This window comes from Actinomycetota bacterium, from assembly GCA_035765775.1.
Classification (GTDB): Bacteria; Actinomycetota; CADDZG01; order JAHWKV01; family JAOPZY01; genus DASTWV01.
Genome location: DASTWV010000043.1, coordinates 44,102 through 65,256, shown reverse-complemented (window position 1 = coordinate 65,256; position 21,155 = coordinate 44,102). Strand labels below are relative to the sequence as shown.

General features: G+C 72.3%; 18 protein-coding genes. 13 read left to right on the top strand and 5 right to left on the bottom strand.

Features of this window, described 5'->3' with window-relative positions:
- Nucleotides 1-55 precede the first annotated feature (55 nt).
- Nucleotides 56-3,700, top strand: coding sequence for a multifunctional oxoglutarate decarboxylase/oxoglutarate dehydrogenase thiamine pyrophosphate-binding subunit/dihydrolipoyllysine-residue succinyltransferase subunit (locus tag VFW71_09660; protein ID HEU5003031.1), 3,645 nt, complete (start codon nt 56-58; stop codon nt 3,698-3,700).
- Here the strand turns inward: VFW71_09660 and VFW71_09655 are convergent.
- On the bottom strand, nt 3,697-4,383 hold the full coding sequence (locus VFW71_09655) for a metal-dependent transcriptional regulator (GenBank protein HEU5003030.1): 687 nt from the start codon (nt 4,381-4,383) through the stop codon (nt 3,697-3,699). The genes VFW71_09660 and VFW71_09655 overlap by 4 nt on opposite strands.
- 95 nt (nt 4,384-4,478) lie before the next feature.
- Between VFW71_09655 and VFW71_09650 the strand changes: the two genes are divergently transcribed.
- Nucleotides 4,479-5,018, top strand: coding sequence for a hypothetical protein (locus VFW71_09650; protein ID HEU5003029.1), 540 nt, complete (start codon nt 4,479-4,481; stop codon nt 5,016-5,018).
- 14 nt (nt 5,019-5,032) lie between these two features.
- Here VFW71_09650 and VFW71_09645 read toward each other — a convergent pair whose 3' ends face one another.
- Nucleotides 5,033-5,695: a hypothetical protein gene (locus VFW71_09645; GenBank protein HEU5003028.1), complete on the bottom strand. Its 663-nt coding sequence runs from the start codon at nt 5,693-5,695 to the stop codon at nt 5,033-5,035.
- Nucleotides 5,696-6,057: 362 nt separating this feature from the next.
- Here VFW71_09645 and VFW71_09640 point away from each other — a divergent pair, with 362 nt between their 5' ends.
- The 4 genes from VFW71_09640 to pheA all read left to right on the top strand — a co-directional run bounded on the left by VFW71_09640 (nt 6,058) and on the right by pheA (nt 11,199).
- Nucleotides 6,058-6,786, top strand: coding sequence for an HD domain-containing phosphohydrolase (locus VFW71_09640; protein HEU5003027.1), 729 nt, complete (start codon nt 6,058-6,060; stop codon nt 6,784-6,786).
- Between the two features lie 667 nt (nt 6,787-7,453).
- Nucleotides 7,454-8,470, top strand: a complete 1,017-nt coding sequence (locus tag VFW71_09635) for a GNAT family N-acetyltransferase (protein ID HEU5003026.1) — start codon at nt 7,454-7,456, stop codon at nt 8,468-8,470.
- A 126-nt stretch (nt 8,471-8,596) separates the two neighbouring features.
- The gene (locus VFW71_09630) at nt 8,597-9,988 is read left to right on the top strand and encodes a glycosyltransferase (GenBank protein HEU5003025.1); all 1,392 of its coding nucleotides are present in this window, start codon (nt 8,597-8,599) and stop codon (nt 9,986-9,988) included.
- Nucleotides 9,989-10,338: 350 nt separating this feature from the next.
- Entirely contained in the window at nt 10,339-11,199 is an 861-nt protein-coding gene (gene pheA / locus VFW71_09625) for a prephenate dehydratase (protein HEU5003024.1), read from the top strand.
- Nucleotides 11,200-11,266: 67 nt separating this feature from the next.
- Here the strand turns inward: pheA and VFW71_09620 are convergent, their stop codons facing one another.
- Nucleotides 11,267-12,178, bottom strand: a complete 912-nt coding sequence (locus VFW71_09620) for a proline dehydrogenase family protein (GenBank protein HEU5003023.1) — start codon at nt 12,176-12,178, stop codon at nt 11,267-11,269.
- Between the two features lie 37 nt (nt 12,179-12,215).
- Between VFW71_09620 and proC the strand changes: the two genes are divergently transcribed.
- The 5 genes from proC to VFW71_09595 all read left to right on the top strand — a co-directional run bounded on the left by proC (nt 12,216) and on the right by VFW71_09595 (nt 16,667).
- Nucleotides 12,216-13,031 carry a pyrroline-5-carboxylate reductase gene (proC, locus tag VFW71_09615; GenBank protein HEU5003022.1) on the top strand — a complete coding sequence of 272 codons (816 nt, stop codon included), beginning with the start codon at nt 12,216-12,218 and terminating at the stop codon, nt 13,029-13,031.
- Between the two features lie 31 nt (nt 13,032-13,062).
- Nucleotides 13,063-13,575, top strand: coding sequence for a GNAT family protein (locus VFW71_09610; GenBank protein HEU5003021.1), 513 nt, complete (start codon nt 13,063-13,065; stop codon nt 13,573-13,575).
- Between the two features lie 52 nt (nt 13,576-13,627).
- Complete coding sequence (locus VFW71_09605) at nt 13,628-15,004, top strand: M20/M25/M40 family metallo-hydrolase (GenBank protein HEU5003020.1); 1,377 nt, start codon at nt 13,628-13,630, stop codon at nt 15,002-15,004.
- Nucleotides 15,005-15,049: 45 nt separating this feature from the next.
- Nucleotides 15,050-16,198 (top strand): glutamate--cysteine ligase, encoded by a 1,149-nt coding sequence (locus VFW71_09600; protein ID HEU5003019.1) that lies wholly within the window; start codon nt 15,050-15,052, stop codon nt 16,196-16,198.
- 115 nt (nt 16,199-16,313) lie between these two features.
- Complete coding sequence (locus VFW71_09595; GenBank protein ID HEU5003018.1) at nt 16,314-16,667, top strand: VOC family protein; 354 nt, start codon at nt 16,314-16,316, stop codon at nt 16,665-16,667.
- Nucleotides 16,668-16,684: 17 nt separating this feature from the next.
- Here VFW71_09595 and VFW71_09590 read toward each other — a convergent pair whose 3' ends face one another.
- A complete protein-coding gene (locus tag VFW71_09590; protein ID HEU5003017.1) occupies nt 16,685-17,275 on the bottom strand; it encodes an isochorismatase family protein in 591 nt (196 codons plus the stop codon).
- A 24-nt stretch (nt 17,276-17,299) separates the two neighbouring features.
- On the bottom strand, nt 17,300-18,613 hold the full coding sequence (locus tag VFW71_09585; GenBank protein ID HEU5003016.1) for an NAD(P)/FAD-dependent oxidoreductase: 1,314 nt from the start codon (nt 18,611-18,613) through the stop codon (nt 17,300-17,302).
- A 40-nt stretch (nt 18,614-18,653) separates the two neighbouring features.
- Here VFW71_09585 and VFW71_09580 point away from each other — a divergent pair, with 40 nt between their 5' ends.
- Both VFW71_09580 and VFW71_09575 read left to right on the top strand, forming a co-directional pair.
- Entirely contained in the window at nt 18,654-19,148 is a 495-nt protein-coding gene (locus tag VFW71_09580) for a hypothetical protein (GenBank protein ID HEU5003015.1), read from the top strand.
- Between the two features lie 121 nt (nt 19,149-19,269).
- Entirely contained in the window at nt 19,270-21,150 is a 1,881-nt protein-coding gene (locus VFW71_09575) for a hypothetical protein (GenBank protein HEU5003014.1), read from the top strand.
- Nucleotides 21,151-21,155: the final 5 nt, after the last annotated feature.

Sequence of the window (21,155 nt, the reverse complement as noted above, 5' to 3'; positions counted from 1 at the left end):
CGGAGACCTCCCGGCCGCGTACGATGGGTGGAGGGCTCCGACGGGGAGGCGGTACGTGGCGGGCAAGCTGGATCGGGGCGACTTCGGCCCGAACACCTGGCTGATCGACGAGATGCACCACGCCTACGTCGCCGACCCCGCCTCGGTGAGCGAGAGCTGGCGGGAGTTCTTCGCCGGCTACCAGCCCCGCACCCCGCAGCGCACCCTCTCGCCCGACGCCACCGGCCCCATGCCCGCCATCCCGGTATCGGCCCCCGCGGCCGGCAACGGCCATGCCGCGGCCCCAGCCGCTCCTGCGGCCCCAGCGGTCCCGGCGGTCCCGGCCGCCCCAGCCGGCGGGGTAGGCACCCCGCTCCGGGGTGCGGCCCGGTTCGCCGCCCAGCGGATGACCGAGAGCCTCGGGGTGCCCACGGCCACGTCGATGCGCACGGTGCCCGCCCGGCTCCTCGAGGTCAACCGCACCACGCTGAACACCTACCTGCAGCGCACCGACGGCGGCAAGGTGAGCTTCACCCACCTCGTTGGGTGGGCGGTCGCCCGGGCGCTGGCCGAGGTGCCGGCGATGAACGCCGTCTACCGGGAGGTGGCCGGGGTCCCGCAGGTCGTGCGCAGCCCCGAGGTCAACCTCGGCCTGGCGATCGACGTCCGCAAGGCCGACGGCACGCGGGGCCTGGTGGTCCCCAACATCCGGGGCGCCCAGGCCCTCGGCTTCGCCGAGTTCTTCGCCGCCTACGAGGACCTGATCCGCCGCTCGTCCGGCGGCACGCTCGCGCCCGACGACTTCGCCGGCACGACGGTCACCATCACCAACCCGGGCACCATCGGCACGGTGGCGTCGGTGCCCCGGCTGATGGCCGGGCAGGCGGCGATCATCGGCGTGGGCTCCATCGACTACCCGGCCGAGTTCGCCGGGGCCGACCCCCACCGGCTGGCGGAGTTCGGCGTCGGCAAGGTGCTGACCCTCACCAGCACCTACGACCACCGGGTGATCCAGGGGGCCGAGAGCGGTGAGTTCCTGCGCCGGGTCCACGGGTTCCTGGCGGGGGAGAGCAGCTTCTACGAGGACGTCTTCAAGGCGATGGGCGCCCCCTACGTGCCGGTGTCGTGGCGCCGGGACGTCAACCCGCCCGCCGGGTCCGCCGACGCCCAGCGCCGCCAGGGCCGGGTGCGCCAGCTCATCAACATGTACCGGGTCCGGGGCCACCTGATGGCCGACCTCGACCCCCTCGCCGCCAAGCCGGCCCAGATGCACCCGGAGCTGGACCCCGCCACCTACGGCTTCACCATCTGGGACCTGGAGCGCAGCTTCGACACCGGGGGCCTGGCGGGCAAGCAGGAGCTGACCCTGGGCGAGATCCTGGCGATCCTCCTGGACGCCTACTGCCGCCGTTCCAGCGTCGAGTACATGCACAGCCAGGAGCCGGCCCAGAAGCGCTGGATCCAGGAGCATGTCGAGGGCGTCCCGGCGTTCACCTCCCGGGCCGACATGCTCCGCATCCTGGAGGACCTGAGCGAGGCGGAGGCCTTCGAGCGCTTCATGCACACCAAGTACGTGGGCCACAAGCGCTTCTCGCTGGAGGGGGCCGAGTCCCTGATCCCCATCCTGCGGGCGATCCTGGACGAGGCCGCCGACGGGGGCCTGGTGGAGGGGGTCATCGGCATGGCCCACCGGGGCCGGCTGAACGTGCTGGCCAACGTGGTCGGCAAGAGCTACGGCCAGATCTTCCAGGAGTTCGAGGGCGACATCGACCCGGAGGCGGTGCACGGCTCGGGGGATGTCCAGTACCACACCGGCGCCTCCGGGGAGCACACCTCCCGGGCGGGCAACCGGCTGGGCGTCATGTTGGCCCCCAACCCCAGCCACCTGGAATCGGTCGATGCCGTGGTGGAGGGCATCGTGCGGGCCAAGCTCGACCTGCTGGACCGGGTGCGGGAGGCGCAGGTGCTGCCGCTGCTGGTGCACGGCGACGCCGCCTTCGCCGGTCAGGGTGTGGTGGCCGAGACCCTCGCCCTCTCGCAGCTCAAGGGCTACTGGACCGGCGGCACGGTGCACGTGATCGTCAACAACCAGCTGGGCTTCACCACCGGCCCCACGTTCGGCCGTTCCAGCACGTACGCCAGCGACGTCGGCAAGGTCATCCAGGCCCCGGTGTTCCACGTCAACGGCGACGACCCCGAGGCCTGCCTGCGGGTGGCCCGGCTGGCGTTCGAGTACCGCCAGACCTTCCGCCGGGACGTGATCATCGACCTGTGGTGCTACCGGCGCTGGGGGCACAACGAGGCCGACGACCCCGCCTTCACCCAGCCGCTGATGTACCGGGCCATCGAGGCCCGGCGGTCGGTGCGCAAGCGCTACACCGAGACCCTGGTCAACCGGGGCGACCTGGGCATCGACGAGGCCGAGGAGCACCTCGAGGCCTTCCGCCGCCGCCTGCAGCAGGCCTTCGACGAGACCCAGGGGCCCGCCCGACCGCCCCGGATCGCGTTCCTGCGGCCCGAGGCGCTGCAGCCCGCCGGGGACGGGGCCACGGTGGATCGGGACACCCTGGACCGGGTCCTCGCCGCCCTGGTGGAGGTCCCTGACGGCTTCGATGTGCACCCCAAGCTGCGCAAGTGGCTGGACACCCGGCGGGAGGCGCTGAAGGGGGACGCCATCGACTGGGCGCTGGCCGAGTCGCTGGCCCTGGGCTCGCTGCTCGTGGAGGGGCGCACCGTACGCCTGGCGGGCCAGGACACCCGGCGGGGGACCTTCAGCCAGCGACACGCCGTGCTGGTGGATCAGACCACGGCCGCCGAGCACATCCCGCTCGCCACCCTCTCCGGCGGCTTCGGCGGGCTCCTGCCCGAGAGCCCTGCCCGCTTCTTCATCTACGACAGCCCACTCTCCGAGATGGCGGCGCTGGCTTTCGAGTACGGCTACTCGGTGGGCAACCCCGACGCCCTCGTGGCCTGGGAGGCCCAGTTCGGCGACTTCGTCAACGGCGCCCAGGTGATCGTCGACGAGTACCTGGCCGCCGCCGAGGACAAGTGGGGCCAGCGCAGCGGCCTCGTGCTGTTGCTGCCGCACGGCTACGAGGGCCAGGGGCCCGACCACTCCAGCGCCCGCCTGGAGCGCTTCCTGCAGCTGGGGGCGGCGGACAACATGCAGATCATCGTGCCGTCCACGCCGGCCCAGTACTTCCACGCCCTGCGCGCTCAGGCCCACCGGATGCCGGCCAAACCGATGGTGGTGATGACCCCCAAGTCGCTGCTGCGCCTGCCAGCGGCGAGATCGGCCGCCGCCGACCTGGTGGAGGGGCACTTCTGCGAGGTGCTGGGCGATCCCTCAGTGACCTCGGTCGACGCCCCGACCCGGGTCCTGCTCACCCAGGGCAAGCCGTACTACGACCTGGTGAAGCTCCGGGAGGAGCGGGGCCTGCGGTTCCCGGTCGTGCGCCTCGAGCAGCCCTACCCGTTCCCCGCCGAGGCGCTCCGCCGGGAGCTGGACGCCTACCCGGGTGCCACCGAGTGGGTCTGGGTCCAGGAGGAGCCGAAGAACATGGGGGCCTGGCGCGTCGTGCAGGCGGCGTTCGCCGAGGAACTGGGCCTCCCGCTGTCGGTGGTCGCCCGGCCGGCCAGCGCCAGCCCGGCCACCGGGAGCCTCAAGGTGCACGCCGTGGAGCAGGCCGACCTCATCCGGCGGGCGTTCGAGGCGCTTTAGATCCGGCTCCCGATCCCCATCGCCCGGCGCTCGATCCAGCTGGCCTGCGCCGGGTCGCACACCCGGACGTGGGCCGCCACCTCCCGGCCCACGGTCACCAGCCCACCCTCGCCCTCGAAGGTGAGCGGGCCGTCGAACGGGGCAGCCTCGACCATGGTCAGCACTGTCCCCGGCCTGATGCCGATCTGGTCCAGGTAGGCCAGCAGCTCCTCGGAGATCTCGGAGATCTGGGCCACCGCCGCCTGCTCGGCCGGGTGCAGCGCCTCCAAGGGGCGGAGCTCCCGGCGGTCGACCGGGCAGATCGGGTGGCCGTGCGGGCAGTACTCCGGGTAGCCGAGGGCCGCGGCCAGGTGCTCCTCGACCCGGCTGGAGACCGCGTGCTCCAGCCGGTGGGCCTCCCGGTGGACCTCGTGCCAGGGCATGCCCAGGATGTCGGTGAGGAGGCGCTCGACCAGCCGGTGGCGGCGCAGCACCTGGTGGGCGAGCGGCCGGCCGAAGGCGGTCAGGCGGATCGCCCCGTCCTTCTCCCGCTCCAGGTAGCCCTCCTCCGCCAGGCGCTTCAGCATCTCGCTGGCCGAGGGGAGGGAGACGCCCAGGGTCTGGGCGAGGACGGTGGCGGTACAGCGCTGCCCGCCCTCCTCGAGGCGCTTGATCTGCTGGAGGTAATCCTCGACGCCACGCACGAGGCAATCATGCCACGGGGCCCCCGGGTCCCCGCGCGGCTGCGCCGGTGCGGTCGGTGGGAAGCGGGCCTCCCAAGTCTTGGTAATGTTGTTGTATGGCCGAGGGACCGCGCAGGACAATCGATCGGATCGTTGATCCGACCTACGTGGAGGGCCTGCAGGCCATGCCGGTCGAGGAGATCCGCCGCCGCAAGGACGAGTGCGAGGCCCTCGAGGCGGAGATCTCCTACGCCCGCCGCCTCATCCAGGGCAAGCTCGACATCCTGCGGGCGGGCGCCGAGAAGATGGCCGACGGCGAGAGCCTGGGTGTGACCGAAATGGTGGAGGACCTGCCCGGCATCCTCTCCGAGGGCGTCGGCGGCGCCGCTGGCCGGCTGCCCCGGATCCTGGCCCCGGCCAACGCCGACAACCAGCGCCGGGAGGTGGAGCGGGTGGCGTCCACCGCCGACCTGGCCCGGCTCGAGGAGCTGACCTCCGACGAGATCGGCGACATGGTCGAGCGCCTGACCGAGGCGGAGCGGGAGACCTCCCAGCGCCGCCGCCGGGTCCAGGGCGTCATGGACCAGTTCACCGCCGAGCTGGTGCGCCGCTACCGCGAGGGCCAGGAAGACCCGACCGCCCTGCTGTCCTCGTAGCCCGCCGAAGCGCTCTAGCTGTCCCGGCTGTCCCCGCGGTCCGGGCTCCGGCCGTTGTGGCCCCCGCTCCTCGTCCCCACCGATTCCTGGGCGCCGTCGTGGTGATGGTGGGTCGCGGTCGGGGTGGGCATGGGCATCGTGGTGATCACATGCGGCACCGGCAGCACGATTGCCGCCACTGCCGGCGTGGACAGGGGCGCCACGGCAGGCATGTCGAGAAAGGCGGTCTGGGTGGGGGAGTGCAGCGCCGCGGCGAGCGCGACCGCGGCCTTCACGGGCGCGACCGGGGGCCGGGGCACCTCGGCGACCGGCGCCACCAACGCCCCGGCCTTGGGCACGGAGATGGCGGCGGCGAGCACCCTGGGGGCTGGCTTGTGGACGGGCGCCTGGGGTGCGTGGGCGGGCGCCGGGGCGGGATTCGGGGCGGGATTCGGGGAAAGGCCGGAGCCGGTGTCCGGGGCGGCGAAGTTCACGCCCACCAGGGGCTCGGCGGGCGGCACGGTGGTGGCTGTGGCCAGCACGATGGGGGTGGCCGGCGTCAGCGGGCTGGGCGATCCGGCGGCGGCGGTGGGTTGCACCCGCCCGGCGGCGAAGAGGGGCGAGATGGCGTTCTGCAGCGACCGGTTCATGGCGAAGAGGGTGACCGAGAGTAGCCCTGCGGTCAGGACCGCGATCACCCAGATGAACATCCTCGAACCGCCAGTACGTCGCACTGCGAACTCCTGCCGCCCTGCGTTCCGGCCTACAGCCCCCCGGAGGGGTGGCCCGCCGGGATGGTGTGCCATAGCGAAAAATGACTAGTGCACGCGTGAGTAAGCGTCGGCGGGATCGGGCTGCAGCTTTAGGTCGGTGCCCCGTTTCGGGAGTTGCGGGACCGACCGGGCCTATCCCGGGCGCGCCCGGGACCGCTCGGAGCGTCGCCCGGGCCTGAAGAAAAACTCACCGCTTCGGTGGCCCGCAGGAGTATCTTTCCGCCAGTCGCGGGCGCTAATCTTGTTAGTGGCGGCGGAGGCCGCCGCTTGGGGGAGGGGGACGACCGGTGGCTGAGGACGTCGCAGGGAACTACGTAATGGACCTGGACCGCACGCGCCAGCAGCTCCTCGTCTTCGCCAAAGAAGTGGGCGAGGCGTACCGGCGGGAGCGGGCGCAGAAGGCGCGCCTCGAAGAGCTGGTGCTGGAGCGGCGGGCAATTGACTACTCCATGGTCCAGACCCTCGCCTTTATGGTGGACGCCAAGGACGCCGTGACGGGCTCCCACCTGGAGCGCTGCCGCACCTACGGGCTGGCGCTGGCCGAGGCGATCGACGCCGACATGGTCAACCCGGAGCTGGAGTACGGTTTCCTGCTGCACGATGTCGGCAAGGTGGTGGTCCCCGAGTCCATCCTCGACAAGGCCGGGCCGCTCACCCGGGCCGAGGAGGCCATCATGCGTTCGCACGTCCCGATGGGGCTGCGGATCGTCGCACCGCTGCGCTTCCTCGACGCCGACGCCCTCGACGTCATCCGCTGCCACCACGAGTGGTTCAACGGCACCGGGTACCCCGAGGGCCTGACGGGCCGGAACATCCCGCTGTGCGCCCGGGTGTTCTCGGTGGTGGACGCCTTCGACGCCATGACCACCGACCGGCCCTACCGCCGGGCCCTGGCGGTCGACGAGGCGCTCGACCGCCTGGAGGCGGGGGCGGGCGTGCAGTTCGATCCCGAGGTGGTGGACGTCTTCCTGCGCCTGGCGTCCGTGCTGCCGCTCCCGGAGCCGCAGATCGCCTGATCCGCCACCCGCGGGTCTACCGCTGCCCAGGCAGCGATGAGGTTCAGCGGGTTGAGGTCACAGTCCACCCGGCGTTCCTTGCCCGCCACCACCCGCCGGTTGAAGGTGAGGCCGGGAAAGCCCTGGACCACGAGCCGGAATGGGCTTTCGAGCACGCTGGCCGGGACCCCGGCCTCGTCGGTGCGGGCCTCGAGCAGCTCCACCAGCACGCCTGTCTCCCGGCCCTGCCTGGACAGCTCCTGGATGCGCCAGGCGATCCGGGACCGCTTAGCCAGGTCCTTGGCCAGGATCGCGTCCACCAGGATCTCCAGTTCCCGGCGAGAGGTGACGGGGACCATGTCACCCAGGAGGCGGGCGGGTGTGGTGACCGGGATGTTCTGGTGCACGCCCCAATCCGGTACCGGCATGTCGGTGGTGGTGTGCAGCGTCACCCCCGGCGCCCGGGGCCGGCGGCCGCGGGGCACGGTGATCGCCGGCGCCATGCTGCCGCCGGGGAGGCCCAGGAGCCAGGCGGCGGCCCGGTGCGACAGTACGGCCCCGTGCCCCCGGCGAGGACGGCCGCCATCATGTCCTGGCGCACGCTGGGGGTCATGCCCGCCAGCCGGTAGACGCCCTGGAGGGTACGACAAGACCGGCCCACAACAGGGCCCGTGCTAGCGTCTCGGCCGTGGATGTCGCCGTCACCGAGGGGGAGGCCGCCTTCGACCTGCCCCAGTGGCCGGCGTTGCTGGCCGCCGACCCCTACCGCCACGTGTTCGCCACTCCCGAGTGGAGCCGGGCGTGGTGGGGCGAGTTCGGTGCTGGGCGCCGCCTCCTGGTCCTGACCTTCCTCGACCCGGACCCGGTGGGCCTGGCGCCGCTGGTCCTGGACCCCGCCGGCCCCGACTGCCCCGGGTGCCTCACGTTCCTGGGCGGCGAGGACCTGACCGACTACATGGGGCCGATCTCGGCCGGGCACGAGCGCCAGCCGGCCATCGCCGAGGCTCTGCTGACCTACGCCGTCGAGGAGATCCCGGGCTGGACCAAGGTCGATGCCCGCTGCCTGCCGGTGCCCTTCCAGTTCGCCGAGTGGCTGGTGGAGGCCGCCGACCGGCTCGGGCTGCCGTTTGTGATCGACGAGCACGAGATGACCGCCGTGATGAGCCTGCCGGACTCCTTCGACGCCTACCTGGAACAGCTCGGCAAGCACCGCCGCCACGAGCTGCGCCGCAAGATGCGCCGCTTCGAGGAGGCGACGCCGGGCGCGGTGCTCACCACCACCACCCCAGAGCGCCTCGATGCCGACCTTGCGGCTTTCTTCGCCATGCACCGGGGCAGCGAGGGCGAGAAGGGCCACTTCATGGGTGCGGCGCGGGAGACGTTCTTCACCCGGATCGCCCGCACCCTGGAGCCCCACGGCATGCTCAGCCTCGACTTCCTGCAGACGGCTGGCGGGGACCGGATCGCCACGACGTTCTCGTTCCCGTACGAGGGGTCCTTCTACCTGTACAACTCGGCGCTCACCGCCGGCCAGGGGGGGATCTCGCCCGGCATCGTGCTGGTGGTGCGCCTCATCGAGCGCTGCATCGCGGCCGGGATGGCTCGCTTCGATTTCCTGCGGGGCACCGAGCGCTACAAGTTCGAGCTGGGGGCCGAGCGCCTCCCGCTGCACGCCGTGCAGATCACCCGGCCCGGGAAGACCTGAGGGTCGTTCGGGGCCCGACTATACCTGGGTGCTGGGTACCATAGGTCCGCAGCCCGCGCACGCCACCCCCAGTCCGCTGCCGCGAAGGAGACCCCCCTGGCCGTCCGTGACACCCCGCTCGCCCCCGTGCCGCACCGGCGGCTGCGCCGTGTCGGGATGCTGGTGGTGCACTCGAACCCGGTCGCCGAGCCCGGGGTGGGCGACGCCGGGGGCATGACGGTCTACGTGCGGGAGATGGCCCGGTCGCTCGCCGCCCAGGGTCTGAAGGTGGACATCTACACCCGCCAGGACAGCGAGTCCGGCGGGAGGCCGAAGACCCGGGAGCTGTTCCCAGGGGTCAAGGTGCGCCCGATCGCCGCCGGGCCGCCCGGGCTCTCCAAGGAGGAGATCCCGGCGTACCTGCCCAGCTTCACCGCCAACCTCGTGCGTGACGCCGAGCGCCGGGGCGTGCACTACGACCTGCTGCACAGCCACTACTGGCTCTCGGGGCGGGTCGCCGCCCGGCTGGCCGCCCACTGGGGGATCCCCTTCGTCCACACCTTCCACACCCTCGGGCGGGTCAAGAACGAGGGCCGGGCGGCGGGCGAGGCCATCGAGCCCGAGGTCCGCCTGCGGGGCGAGGCCCGGGTGATCGCCGAGGCGGATGCCATCGTCGCTTCCACCTGGGAAGAGCGGGAGTGGCTGGTGGACCTCTACGCCGCCCACCCCGAGCGCATCCACGTCATCCACCCCGGCGTCGACCACACCCGCTTCGTCCCCGCCCCCGACGGGGACACCGCCGCCGCGCGGGCCGCCCTGGCCCCCCGGCTGGCCGAGGCCGGGGCACCGGCGCTGGCCGGCCGCCGGCTCCTGCTCTTCGTCGGCCGGCTGCAGCCGCTGAAGGGCGCCGACACCGCGATCCAGGCGCTTGCCCACCTGGTGGACTGGGGCCGGCTCGCCCTCGAGGAGGCGATGCTCGTCATCGTCGGCGGCAGCTCCGGGCGCAGCGGCGAGGCCGAGCCCGCCCGCCTGCGGGCGCTGGCCGAGCGTCTCGGGGTCGCCGGCGCGGTGTGCTTCCTGCCCGCCCAGCCCCAGGGCGAGCTGCCCGCCTTCTACCAGGCGGCCGAGGTCGCCCTGGTGCCGTCGCACACCGAATCCTTCGGCCTGGTGGCCCTCGAGGCCCAGGCGTGCGGCACGCCGGTGGTCGGGGGCGCGGTCGGCGGGCTGCGGGCCATCGTGCGCCACGGCCAGACCGGCTTCCTGGTCCAGCCCGGGGCCAGCGCCGCCTTCGCCGAACGAATCTGGCGGGTGCTGTCCGACCGGCCCCTGGCCGAGAGCATGGGGCGCCTCGCCCAGTGCTCGTCCCGGGATTTCTCCTGGGATCGCTCGGCTGCGGAATTGACCGATCTGTACATGGTCAGCGCTCGCGATCACGCCGAATCGGTCGCCCTTCGGGGGCAGGAGCAGGGAGCGCGAAGAAACTTCCGAGCACGCGAAGAAATCTCCGGCCCGCCCCTTGACGCCCCCGGCGTCGGATAAGTATCTTGCCCCCTGTCCCAAGCGGTCGGCAGGGGGAACGGAGCCGGAGGTAGCCGTCCGGGGACTCTGGAAGAGCAGGTCGGCGGACCCGAGCGGTCGCCCGTTGCGGAGGGGAAACCCGCTGCTACAGGGGGAACGCCGGGCGAGGCGGCAGGCTCGACGAGGGGTCCTCGACGTCGCACCAGCGGCTCCCCTTCAAGAGGTCGCTTGGGACGCTTAGGGCCCGAGTTGCTAAGGGGTCGGCGGTCGGAGTGTGTGGGGAAGTGCGCTCTGGCTGTCGATTCGGAGGTAGCTCGGGCCTTAACCGCGTCCGGGGCCCGGCGGAGTCGTCGTGCTAGGTTTCGCCGGCAATGATCACGAACACGGACGCCCGGGTCCTGCAGGTCGGCTACCAGGGCGAGGCGGGCGCCTACAGCCAGCGTGCGGTCACCCGCCTCTTCAAGGAGGCGCAGTCGGTGCCGTTCCACTCGGTGCACCGGGTCTTCGAGGCGGTGGAGATCGGGACCGTGGGCTACGGGGTTGTGCCCCTGGAGAACTCGCACGCCGGCTCCATCAACGAGAGCTACGACCTGCTGGTGCGCCACGGCGTGCAGATCGTCGCCGAGACCATCGTGCGCATCTCCCACTGCCTGCTGGTGCTGCCCGGTACCGCCATGGACGAGGTGCGCACCGTCTACTCGCACGCCCAGGCCCTCGACCAGTGCTCGGAGTTCCTCGACTCGCTGCAGGTCGAGCGGGTGGCGGTGCACGACACCGCCGGCGCCGCCCGCCTCCTGGCCGAGAAGAAGCAGCCCGCCGCGGCCGCCATCGCCTCGGCCGAGGCCGGCGAGCTGTACGGGCTGGAGGTGCTGGCCTCCGACATCGAGGACCGGGCCGACAACTCGACGAAGTTCGTGGCCATCGCCTCGGCCCGCAGCGGCAACCCGGCCGAGCTGTTCGGCCCGCCGGAGAAGACCTCGGTGGTGTTCACCACCGCCGATGTGCCCGGGGCGCTGTACCGCTGCCTCGGGGCCTTCGCTGAGCGCCACCTCAACTTGTCCAAGCTGGAGCACCGTCCCTCGAGGGCCAAGGCCTGGCAATCCAACTTCTACGTGGACTTCGACGCCCCGGCCCACGACCCGGTCGCCCAGGAGGCCCTGCAGGCGGTGGCCGACCACACGTCGTTCCTGCGGGTCCTGGGTTCGTACCCCAAGGCGGCCCTCCGGGGGTAGCCCAGCCGGGGCCGGTGGGAGCAGGGCGGGCTGGCTGGGCGGCCGGGGTAAGCGGGGCGTGCCCGGCTCAGCCCCGCAGGACCGATTCCACGAACAGGCGCAGGTTCGCCGGCCGCTCGGCCATGCGGCGCATGAGGTACGGGTACCACTGGGTGCCGAACGGCAGGTAGACCCGCACGCCGTAGCCCTGCTCCACCAGGGCGGCCTGGAGGTCCCGGCGCACGCCGTAGAGCATCTCGAACTCGAACCGGTCGGCCGTCACCCGGCGCCGGCGGGCGATGCGGATCGCCTCCTTGACGCACAGCTCGTCGTGGGTGGCCACTGCCGTCCAGGGTGAGGTGGGCAGCAGCAGGGCCAGGCAGCGCCGGTAGGAGCCCATCGTGGCCTGGTGGCCGAAGGCGATCTCCTTCGGCTCGTCGTAGGCGCCCTTGCACAGCCGGACGCTGGGCTCCAGGGCGACCAGGGACCCGGCGTCGGCCTCGGTGCGCCTCAGGTACGCCTGCAGGCAGAGGACGAGGCGGTCGGTGGAGGGCCGCAGGGCTCGGTAGGCCTCGATGGTGCGGTCGGTGTAGGCGTGCGACTCCATGTCGATGGCCACCTTTGTCCGGGGTCCCTGGGAGGCCGCCTCGACGATCTGGCGCAGCCGCCCGAGGGCGGACTCGAAGGAGAGGTCGAGGCCCAGCTGGGTGAGCTTGACCGACACGTGGGCGTCCAGGCGGAGGGCGATGATCCCCCGCAGGCTGGCGATGTAGGCCGCCATGGCGGCGTCGGCCTGCTGCTCGGTGGACACGTTCTCACCCAGGTAGTCGAAGATCGCCCCCACGCCGCCCGCCTTCAGCTCCTGGGCGACCCGGACGGCGTCGTCCAGGGTGTCGCCGGCGACGAAGCGTTCGACCACCGGGCGGGTGACCGGGCTCGAGGAGATCAGCTCCTTCAGCCGCTCGTTGCCGGCGATCTGCAGGAGGAGGTGGTTGGGCATCGTCGTGCCATCGTAGGGCGTCCCTATACTTCGGCCGGTGGACGACGGCCTGGCGATCCTGGGGTGCGGCAAGATCGGCGAGATCCTCGCCGCCGGTCTCGCCGCGTCCGGCTGGAAGCGGCCCGACCAGATCATCGTCACCGCCCGGCGCCCGGAGCGAGCCGAAGAGCTGGCCGCCCGCTACGGCTTCCACGCCACCACCTCCAACCAGGAGGCGGCCAGGGAGGCCCGCACCCTCGTCGTGTCGGTCAAGCCCACCGACGTGGAGCACCTGCTGGACGAGATCGCCACCGAGGTGACCCCCGAGCACCTGGTGCTCTCGGTGGCCGCCGCCATCTCCACCAGCTACATCGAGCGCCGCCTGCCCCCCGGCGTCCCGGTCGTGCGGGCGATGCCCAACGCCCCCTCCCAGGTGCGCGAGGGCATCGCCGGGGTGTGCGCCGGCAGCTCGGCCACCCGCCAGCACCTGGAGGCCGCCGAGGCCGTGCTCGCCCACGTCGGCAAGGTGGTGACCGTCTCCGAGGCGTCGATGGACGCGGTGACCGCGGTATCGGGGTCCGGGCCGGCCTACTTCGCCCTGCTGGCGGAGGCCATGATCGACGCCGGCATCATGCTCGGGCTGTCCCGGCGGGTGTCCACCGACCTCGTCGTCCAGACGATGCTGGGCACCGCCCGGTTGCTCGGGGACGCCCACATGCACCCCGTCGAGCTCCGGGAGGCGGTGACCTCCCCCGGCGGCACCACCATCATGGCGATCCGCCAGCTGGAGCAGGCCGGGGTGCGGGCCGCCCTGCTGAATGCCATCCAGGCGGCGATGGAGCGCTCCCGTGAGCTGGCCGCCGGCCACGAGTAGCATCCCGGCGGCGCCCGACCCCTACCCCCGCCTGGCTGTCCTGCGGGGTGACCGCGTGGTCCTCCGCCCGGGCGAGCCGGACGACGTCCCCCGTTTGCGGGCGATCCTCGCCGAGGCGTCGGTCATGCTGTGGTGGGGGGAGCCCGACGACGAGGAGGACCTCGCCGAGGCGCTGGCGGGCGACGGCGAGTGCGTGATGCTGGTCATCGAGGCCGGTGGGGCGGTCGCGGGCGGCATCCAGTACTGCGAGCAGCCGGTGGAGCAGTACCGCCACGCCGGGATCGACATCTTCCTGTCCACCGCCCATCAGGGCCGCGGCCTGGGCACTGAGGCGGTCGGGCTCCTGGTGCGCTTCCTCATCGACCAGCGCCACCACCACCGCCTGACCATCGACCCCGCCGCCGCCAACGCCCGGGCGATCCGCTCCTACGAAAAGGTGGGCTTCCGGCCGGTGGGGATCCTGCGGGAGTACGAGCGGGGGCTCGACGGCACCTTCCACGACGGCCTGCTCATGGACCTGCTGGCGTCGGAAACCGCGAGGTGAGCGCCCGGCCTGGGTAGCCTGATGGACTGGCTACCCCGGACGGAGCGGAGCGATGGCGGACCTCGAGGGCGAGACAACTGAGCTGCTGAGCCAGCTGATCCGCAACGCGTGCATCAACGACGGCACGCCCGACTCCGGGCATGAGTCGGTGAGTGCCGACCTGCTGGCCTCCTACCTCGACGTGCCCGGGCTGGAGCTGCAGCGCTTCGAGCCGCACCCGGGCCGGGTCAGCCTCCTCGCCCGCCTGGAGGGCGCCGACGAGCACGCCCCGACGCTGATGCTGATGGGCCACACCGACGTGGTCCCGGCCAATCCCCACGGATGGGTGCGGGACCCCTTCGGCGGCGAGGTGGTCGACGGTGAAGTGTGGGGCCGGGGAGCCGTCGACATGCTCAGCCTGACGGCGTCGATGGCCGTGGCGACCCGCCATCTCGCCACGGGGGCCACCGGGGCCAGGGTTGCGACCCGTCCCCGGGGGACGGTGCTGTACCTGGCAGTCGCCGACGAGGAGGCGGGAGGGCGGTTGGGGGCCGAGTGGCTGGCGCAGCACCACCCCGACGCCATCCGGTGCGACTACGTCGTCACCGAGCCCGGGTTGTTCCGCATGCCGCTCCCGGCAGCCACCCCGGGAGGGCCGCTGCGGCTCCCGGTGACGGTCGCCGAGAAGGGTGCCTACTGGTGCACGATCAACGTGGAGGGCAGCCCCGGCCACGGCGCCCGCCCGCTGCGCACCGACAACGCGGTGGTGAAGGCGGCCGAGATCGTCAGCCGGCTGGCCGCGTTCCGGCCTGAGGCGCACATCCCGGCGGTGTGGCGCCGCTTCGTGGAGGGGATGGACCTGAGCGCCGAGGACACCGCGGCCCTGGTTGACGCCCGCCGCATCGGCGACATCGCCGAGCGCCACCCCCTCGCCCCCTGGGCGGGCATGGCGCACGCCTGCACCCACACGAGCATCGCCCCGACGGTGCTCCGGGGCGGGGTGAAGCGCAACGTCATCCCCGACGCCGCCGAGATCCAGCTCGACATCCGGACACTGCCGGCGCATGGGGGCGACGAGGTGCAGGCGATGCTCCGGGACGCCCTCGGCGACCTGTGGGACTCGGTGCGCCTCACGGTGGACTTCGACGCCCCGCCGACGGAGTCGACCACCGATTCACCGCTGTGGGAGGCGTTGTCCCGGGCGACCTCGGCCCTTCTCCCCACTGCCCAGGGGTCGGTCCTGGTGCCGTTCCTGGCCGCCGGGCAGAGTGACGCCCGGTTCTTCCGGATGATGGGGGCCACGGCCTACGGGTTCGGCCTCTACAGCGACCGGCTGAGCTTCGCCGACTTCGCCACCATGGCCCACGGGGACAACGAGCGCATCGACGCCGAGTCCCTCCGGCGCTGCGCCGAGCTGTGGCCGCTGCTGGTGTGGGAGCTGCTGAAATGACGTCGTTCGTGTAGCGCCCCGCCGCCAACGGGAATACAGTTCGGCGTGCACATCGTGTTCCAGGCCTCACCACGAGCCAGCCTCGGCGTCGAGATGGAGCTTGAGCTCGTCGACACGGCGACCCGCGAGCTGACCTCCAAGGGCTCGCAGATCCTGGAGGCCCTCGCCCGGAGCAGCGCCGGCCACGCGGCGGTGCGGGCCAAGCACGAACTGATGGAATGCACCGTCGAGATCAATACCGGGGTGTGCGACACCGTGGCCGACGCCCGGGCTGACCTGGAGTCGGCAATCGCCGCCCTGGCGCCGCATTGCGCCGACGCCGGCGTCGCGATGATGTGCTCCGGGACCCACCCGTTCTCGCACTGGATCGACCAGCGCATCAGCCCCGACCCCCGCTACGGCCGGCTGGTCGAGACCATGCAGTGGCCCGCCCGCCAGCTCCAGATCTTCGGCATCCACGTCCACGTCGGCGTGCGCTCCGCCGAGCGGGCGGTGGCGATGGCCGGCGCCCTCGCCTACTACATCCCGCATTTCCTGGCCCTCTCGGCCTCGAGCCCGTTCTGGCTCGGCCAGGACACCGGGCTGGCGTCGTGCCGCTCCAAGATCTTCGAGCAGCTTCCGACCGCCGGCCTGCCGTACCCGCTCCAGACCTGGAGCGATTTCGAGGGCTTCATGACCACGCTGATCAACGCCCGGGCCGTCGACTCGATCCGGGAGGTGTGGTGGGACGTGCGGCCGCACCCGGACTTCGGCACTGTGGAGATGCGGATCTGCGACGGCATGCCCACCCTCAGCGAGGTGTGCGCGGTCGCCGCCCTCAGCCAGTGCCTGGTCGAGTGGATGGAGGGCCTGTGCGAGCGAGGTTTCGCGCTGCCCGAACCCAAGCAGTGGATCCTCCGGGAGAACAAATGGCGGGCGGTGCGCTACGGGATGGAGGCCGAGATCATCATCGACGAGGAGGGCGACCTCATGAAGATCCGGGAGGCGATCGTCACCCTGGTCGACGAGCTGAGCCCGGTCGCCCAGCGGCTCGGGTGCCTGGCGGAGCTCCGCCACTGCCTCACCATCCTGGAGACGGGTCCCTCCTACCTGCGCCAGCGTGACATCGCCGCGGCCTCGGGAAGCCTGGTCGAGGTGGTCGATGCCCTGGTGCAGGAGCTGGCCACCGACTCCCCGATCACCGGCTCCCGCTGACCGGCTGCCGAGGGTGGCCGGGGCTTACTGCGGACGCGGCCTGCCTGTCACATGCGCGGCGGCGCATCCGTCAGTGGGATGACCGAAACGCCAGAGCGGTGAAAGGAGCAAGGACATGAACGAAGGGGTGTGGACCATCATCTACCCGACCACCAACCTCGAGGCCAGCAAGGCCCTCTTCGCCACGCTGCTGGGCTCCGACCCCATTGCGGACTCGCCCTACTACGTGGGCTTCCAGGTGGGCAAGCAGCACATCGGGCTGAACCCGCACGGGCACCGGGAGGGCCAGAGCGGGCCGCAGGCCTTCTACCACGTGAGCGACATCAAGGCCACCATGCAGGCGCTCATCGACGGCGGGGCGACGTCGAACGCCGAGCCCCGGGATGTCGGCGGGGGGAGGCTGGTCGGCTCGGTGAAGGACGCCGACGGCAACGTCATCGGGCTGCTCGAGGACCCGGTCGCCGGCTGAGGTAGTCCGCCTGAGGCCTAGGCAACCGTGACCCCGGCGGCTCGCATCTCGGCGACGGCCCGGGCACCGTCGCCTGGGGCGAGGTCCACCGCCCGGACGCCGTCCTCGACGACAACCGTTGGGAAGCCCAGGGTGACGGCGTCCAGGGCGGTGGCTTTCACGCAGTAGTCGGTGGCCAGGCCCACCACCACCACCTGCGCAATCCCGTTGTCCCGCAACAGGTCCTCCAGCCCCGTCGGCGAGCGCTGCCCGCCGGTGGGGTCGGCGACCGTGAAGCCCGAGTAGCCGTCCTCCCCGCCGACGCCCTTGCGGATGCGGGGCTCGTCGGGGAGGGCGGCGAGGTCCCGGTGCAGCTCGGCTCCCCAGCTGCCGCCGATGCAGTGCTCGGGCCAGGTGCCCCCGTCGCTGGCGAAGTGCGGCGTGACCGGTGGGTGCCAGTCCTGGGTGAAGACCACGAAGGCGCCCGCCGCCCGGGCCTCGGCCAGTTCCCGGTTGATCGCGCCGAGGGCCTGCTCGCCGCCCGGGACCGACAGGCTGCCCCGGGGGTCGGCGAAGTCATTCTGGACGTCGACGACGATCAGCGCCGTGGTGGGACCGTACCGGGCCATGCCTCCACCGTACTGCCCGGAGGGCTACTCCTCGTACTTCGGCCGCCGGGTGCGGTAGCGGCGCTCGAGGTCCCGGCGTACCAGGGTGCGGGTCTCGGCCAGCACCTGGCCCCGGGGGAGGGACCCGGCGACCAGCAGCCGGGTCGCCGCTGCTGCCACCCGGGGCGGGGTGAACACCCGGAAGGGGCGGCGGCGGTGGAACACGATCTCGTGTGTCGCCCGGAGTGCCCGGGGGCTGCCCGCCATCGCCCGGAGCATCTCGGCGATCACCGGCGACTGCCGGCCCCCCCGGCCGAATTCCCGTGCCCACCAGTACATCTCGGCGGCGTCCCAGTCCCGCCAGCGCCACCAGGCCTTCAGCTGGGCGGGCAGCGTGTGGGTCTCGATGCCCCGGCAGATGGCGGCCGCCAGGCCCTCGGCCTGCCGGAGGGCGTCGGAGATCCCCTGGCCCGGGGCGGGGTCCTTGAAGTGCCCGGCGTCGCCCACCAGCACCCAGCCCGGGCCGGCCGCCTCCCGGAAGTAGCCCTCCCAGCCGCCGATGAACACCGGCGGGCGGATGCGGCGCCCGCCCGCCAGGGCTTTGGCCAGCGGGCGGCAGGTGGCGAGCGCGGCGTCGAAGGCGGTGCCATCGGCATCGTGGTAGCGCCGGAAGTCGGGGCTGCCCCACATCATCGAGGCGAGGAACAGCCCGCTGTCGGTGGAGTAGCCCAGGAAGTAGTCCGTGCCCTCCACGTAGAAGTGGAAGACCGGGCCGGGCTCCACGCCCTCGAAGTAGGCGAAGCCGCCCGACCGTTCGCTGCGGGTGACGTTGTAGCGCCGGGCGCCCACCAGCCGGGCGACGGTCGAGGTGCGCCCGTCGGCTCCCACCACCACCCGGGCGTGGATCTCGCGCTCGCGGCGCCCGGGGTCCCGCAGGCGAACGCCGGTGACCCGGGCGCCGTTGCTGAGGAGGCCGGTCACCCGGGCCGGGCTGAGCACGTCGGCGCCGGCGCGGGCTGCCCGGTCGAGGAGGATCGGGTCCAGCACCCGCCGGCGCACGGCGAGCATCGGGAGGTCGTCGTGGTCCTGGGACAGGTCGAGGCCGTCCATGCGCAGGCGGAACTCGGTGAGGAGGGGGGCGCCGGTGGCGAGGAGGCGGTCGAGGACTCCGAGGCGCTCCAGGGTATCGAGGTTCTGGAAAATATGGGTGGACAGGGTGTCCCGGGGGAAGGCGGCCCGCTCGACGACCAGGGCCGAGTAGCCCTGCTGCACGATGTGGGTCGCCAGCGAGGCCCCCGCCACCCGCCCCCCGACGATGATGGCGTCGTAGTGCTCCTGGATGGTGCCGGGCTCCGCCATCGGGCCTGAGACTACTCCGGGCGGCGCTACAGTCCGGCCCATGAGCCGGGAGTTCTTCGAACAGATCGACGACGAGTTGCGCGGGCTGCTCGGCCCGGCCCTGCGCGACTACCGCTCGGTGCGCAGCTCCCGCCTCCTCAAGCTGTGGTACGGCGACGGGCCGGTGCATTTCGAGGTCCAGCGGGTCGGGCCGCGCTGGTCGCCCACGAAGGCGCCGGTGCTCGAGGTCGGCCTGCACTGCGAGCACCCCCGCCCGGTGGCCAACGACGAGGTCCTGCACGCCCTGCAGGAGGCCGAGCCCTCGTGGCGGCCGGCCCTGCCGGCGGCGGTGGCCGGCCGGGCCCTCGGCCCGATGGGGGCGCAGTGGCGCCGCCTGTCAGAGTGCCTGGCGGAGACCGACCACGAGGATCCCGACCTCGCCAGCGAGGCGGCCGAGGTGATGGCCACCTACGTCCGCACACTGTGGCCGATCATTGCCCGGCTGGGCGATCGCCCAAACCCAGGTGACGCCGCTCCACCCGCGGTATTGTCTTGACCGTGACTGGCGCAGCGATCCTGGCAACAGGCCTAAGCCACGCTGTGCCGGGTGTTCCTCGACCGGGAGCGGCGGGCTGATCGGGCGGCTCCGGGCCACCCTTCCCCGGGTCGCCGCCTTGGTGGTGCTCGCCCTGTTCGGCGTGGCCCTCGCAGCCGGCGGGGCCTCGGCGGCCGGGGGCGCGGGGTCGGGCGACCCGGCGGCTCAGGCCCTGCTCGGCGCTCCCAGCCAGGTGACCGCCACCGTCACGCCCACCTACACGCCGGCCAGGCCCGTCACGCCCCGGTCTGCGGGCCGGGCGGCGAAGGGGTACTGGCTGACCACCGCCGGCGGGCAGGTGCTGCACTACGGGGCGGCGGTGGACAAGGGCGGCGTGCCCGGCGCGCTCAACAAGCCCGTGGTGGGCATCGCCAACTCCACCCTGGACAACGGCTACTGGCTGGCGGCCTCCGACGGCGGCGTGTTCGCCTTCGGCCTGCCCTTCGAGGGCTCGGCGGGGGGTATCAAGCTCAACAAGCCGGTGGTAGGCATCGCCGCCGATCCGGGTGGCTCCGGCTACTGGCTGGTGGCCTCCGACGGAGGGATCTTCAACTACGGAACACCCTTCGAGGGCTCGACCGGCAGCATCAAGCTCAACAAGCCCATCGTCGGCATGGCGGCGACCCCCTCGGGCAACGGCTACTGGCTGGTGGCCTCCGACGGCGGCGTGTTCGCCTTCGGCGACGCCGGGTTCCTGGGATCGATGGGCTCGGTGCCCCTCAACAAGCCCATCGTCGGCATGGCGGCGACCCAGGACGGCGCCGGCTACTGGCTGGTGGCCTCCGACGGGGGGATCTTCTCGTTCGGCGACGCCGCCTTCTACGGCTCGGCGGGCTCGGTCCCGCTGGTCAAGCCGGTGGTGGGCATGGCGGCGACGCCCAGCGGCAAGGGCTACTGGCTGGCCGCCTCGGACGGCGGGGTGTTCTCGTACGGCGACGCCGCCTTCTTCGGCAGCGCCGGGGGCCATGCCAGCGGGGTGATCGGGATGGCGCCGGTGCCGAACCACGTGACCGGGGTGGTGAGCGTCTTCTACTACGGCTGGTACGGCACCCCGTCGTCCACCGCCAATGGCGGCTGGCTGCACTGGGATGAGGGGGGCCACAGCCCACCCACGGACATCGGGTCCACCTTCTACCCGACCCGGGGCGCCTACTCGAGCACCGATACGGCGGTGATCGATGCCCAGATGGCCGAGATCGCCGCCGCCGGGATCAACCAGATCGTCTTCTCCTGGTGGGGCCAGGGCACCTACATCGACCAGGCCCTCACCGCCACGCTGCCGATCGCGGCGGCCCATGGCATCGATGTCGCCATCCACCTGGAGCCCTACGTGGGGAGGACCGCGTCCTCGGTGACCTCCGACATCCCCTACCTCATGGCGAAAGGCATCACCGAGTTCTACGTCTACGACACCACCCAGATCTCGGCCAACAACTGGGCGCTCATCCGGGCGCAGTACCCCGCCATCACCCTGTTCGCCACCGGAGGCGCCTCGGCGATGAAGGCAGGGCTGCTGAACCCCTTCGCCGTGGCGGGGGGCTTCGACGGCATCTACACCTACGACCCGTACAACTTCTCGGGGTCGGACTTCGCCCACCTGTGCACCCAGGCCCGGGCGAACGGACTGCTGTGCGCCCCGTCGGTGGCGCCCGGCTACGACGCCACCCGGGCCACTGGCGACACGCGGGTGCGCTCCCGGAGCAACGGGGCGACGTACGACTCCATGTGGTCGGGCGCCATCAGCGCCGCCCCGGACCTCATCACCATCACCAGCTACAACGAATGGCACGAGGGCTCCCAGATCGAGCCGGCGCAGCCGTTCTGCATCCCGAACCAGGGGAGCTGCTACGAGGACTACAGCGGGGCCTACGGCCTGGCCGACCCCCAGGCGCAGACCGCCTACCTGGCCCGCACGGCGTTCTGGGCGGGCCAGTACCGGGCGACGGAGACGCCCACGCCGTAGGCTGG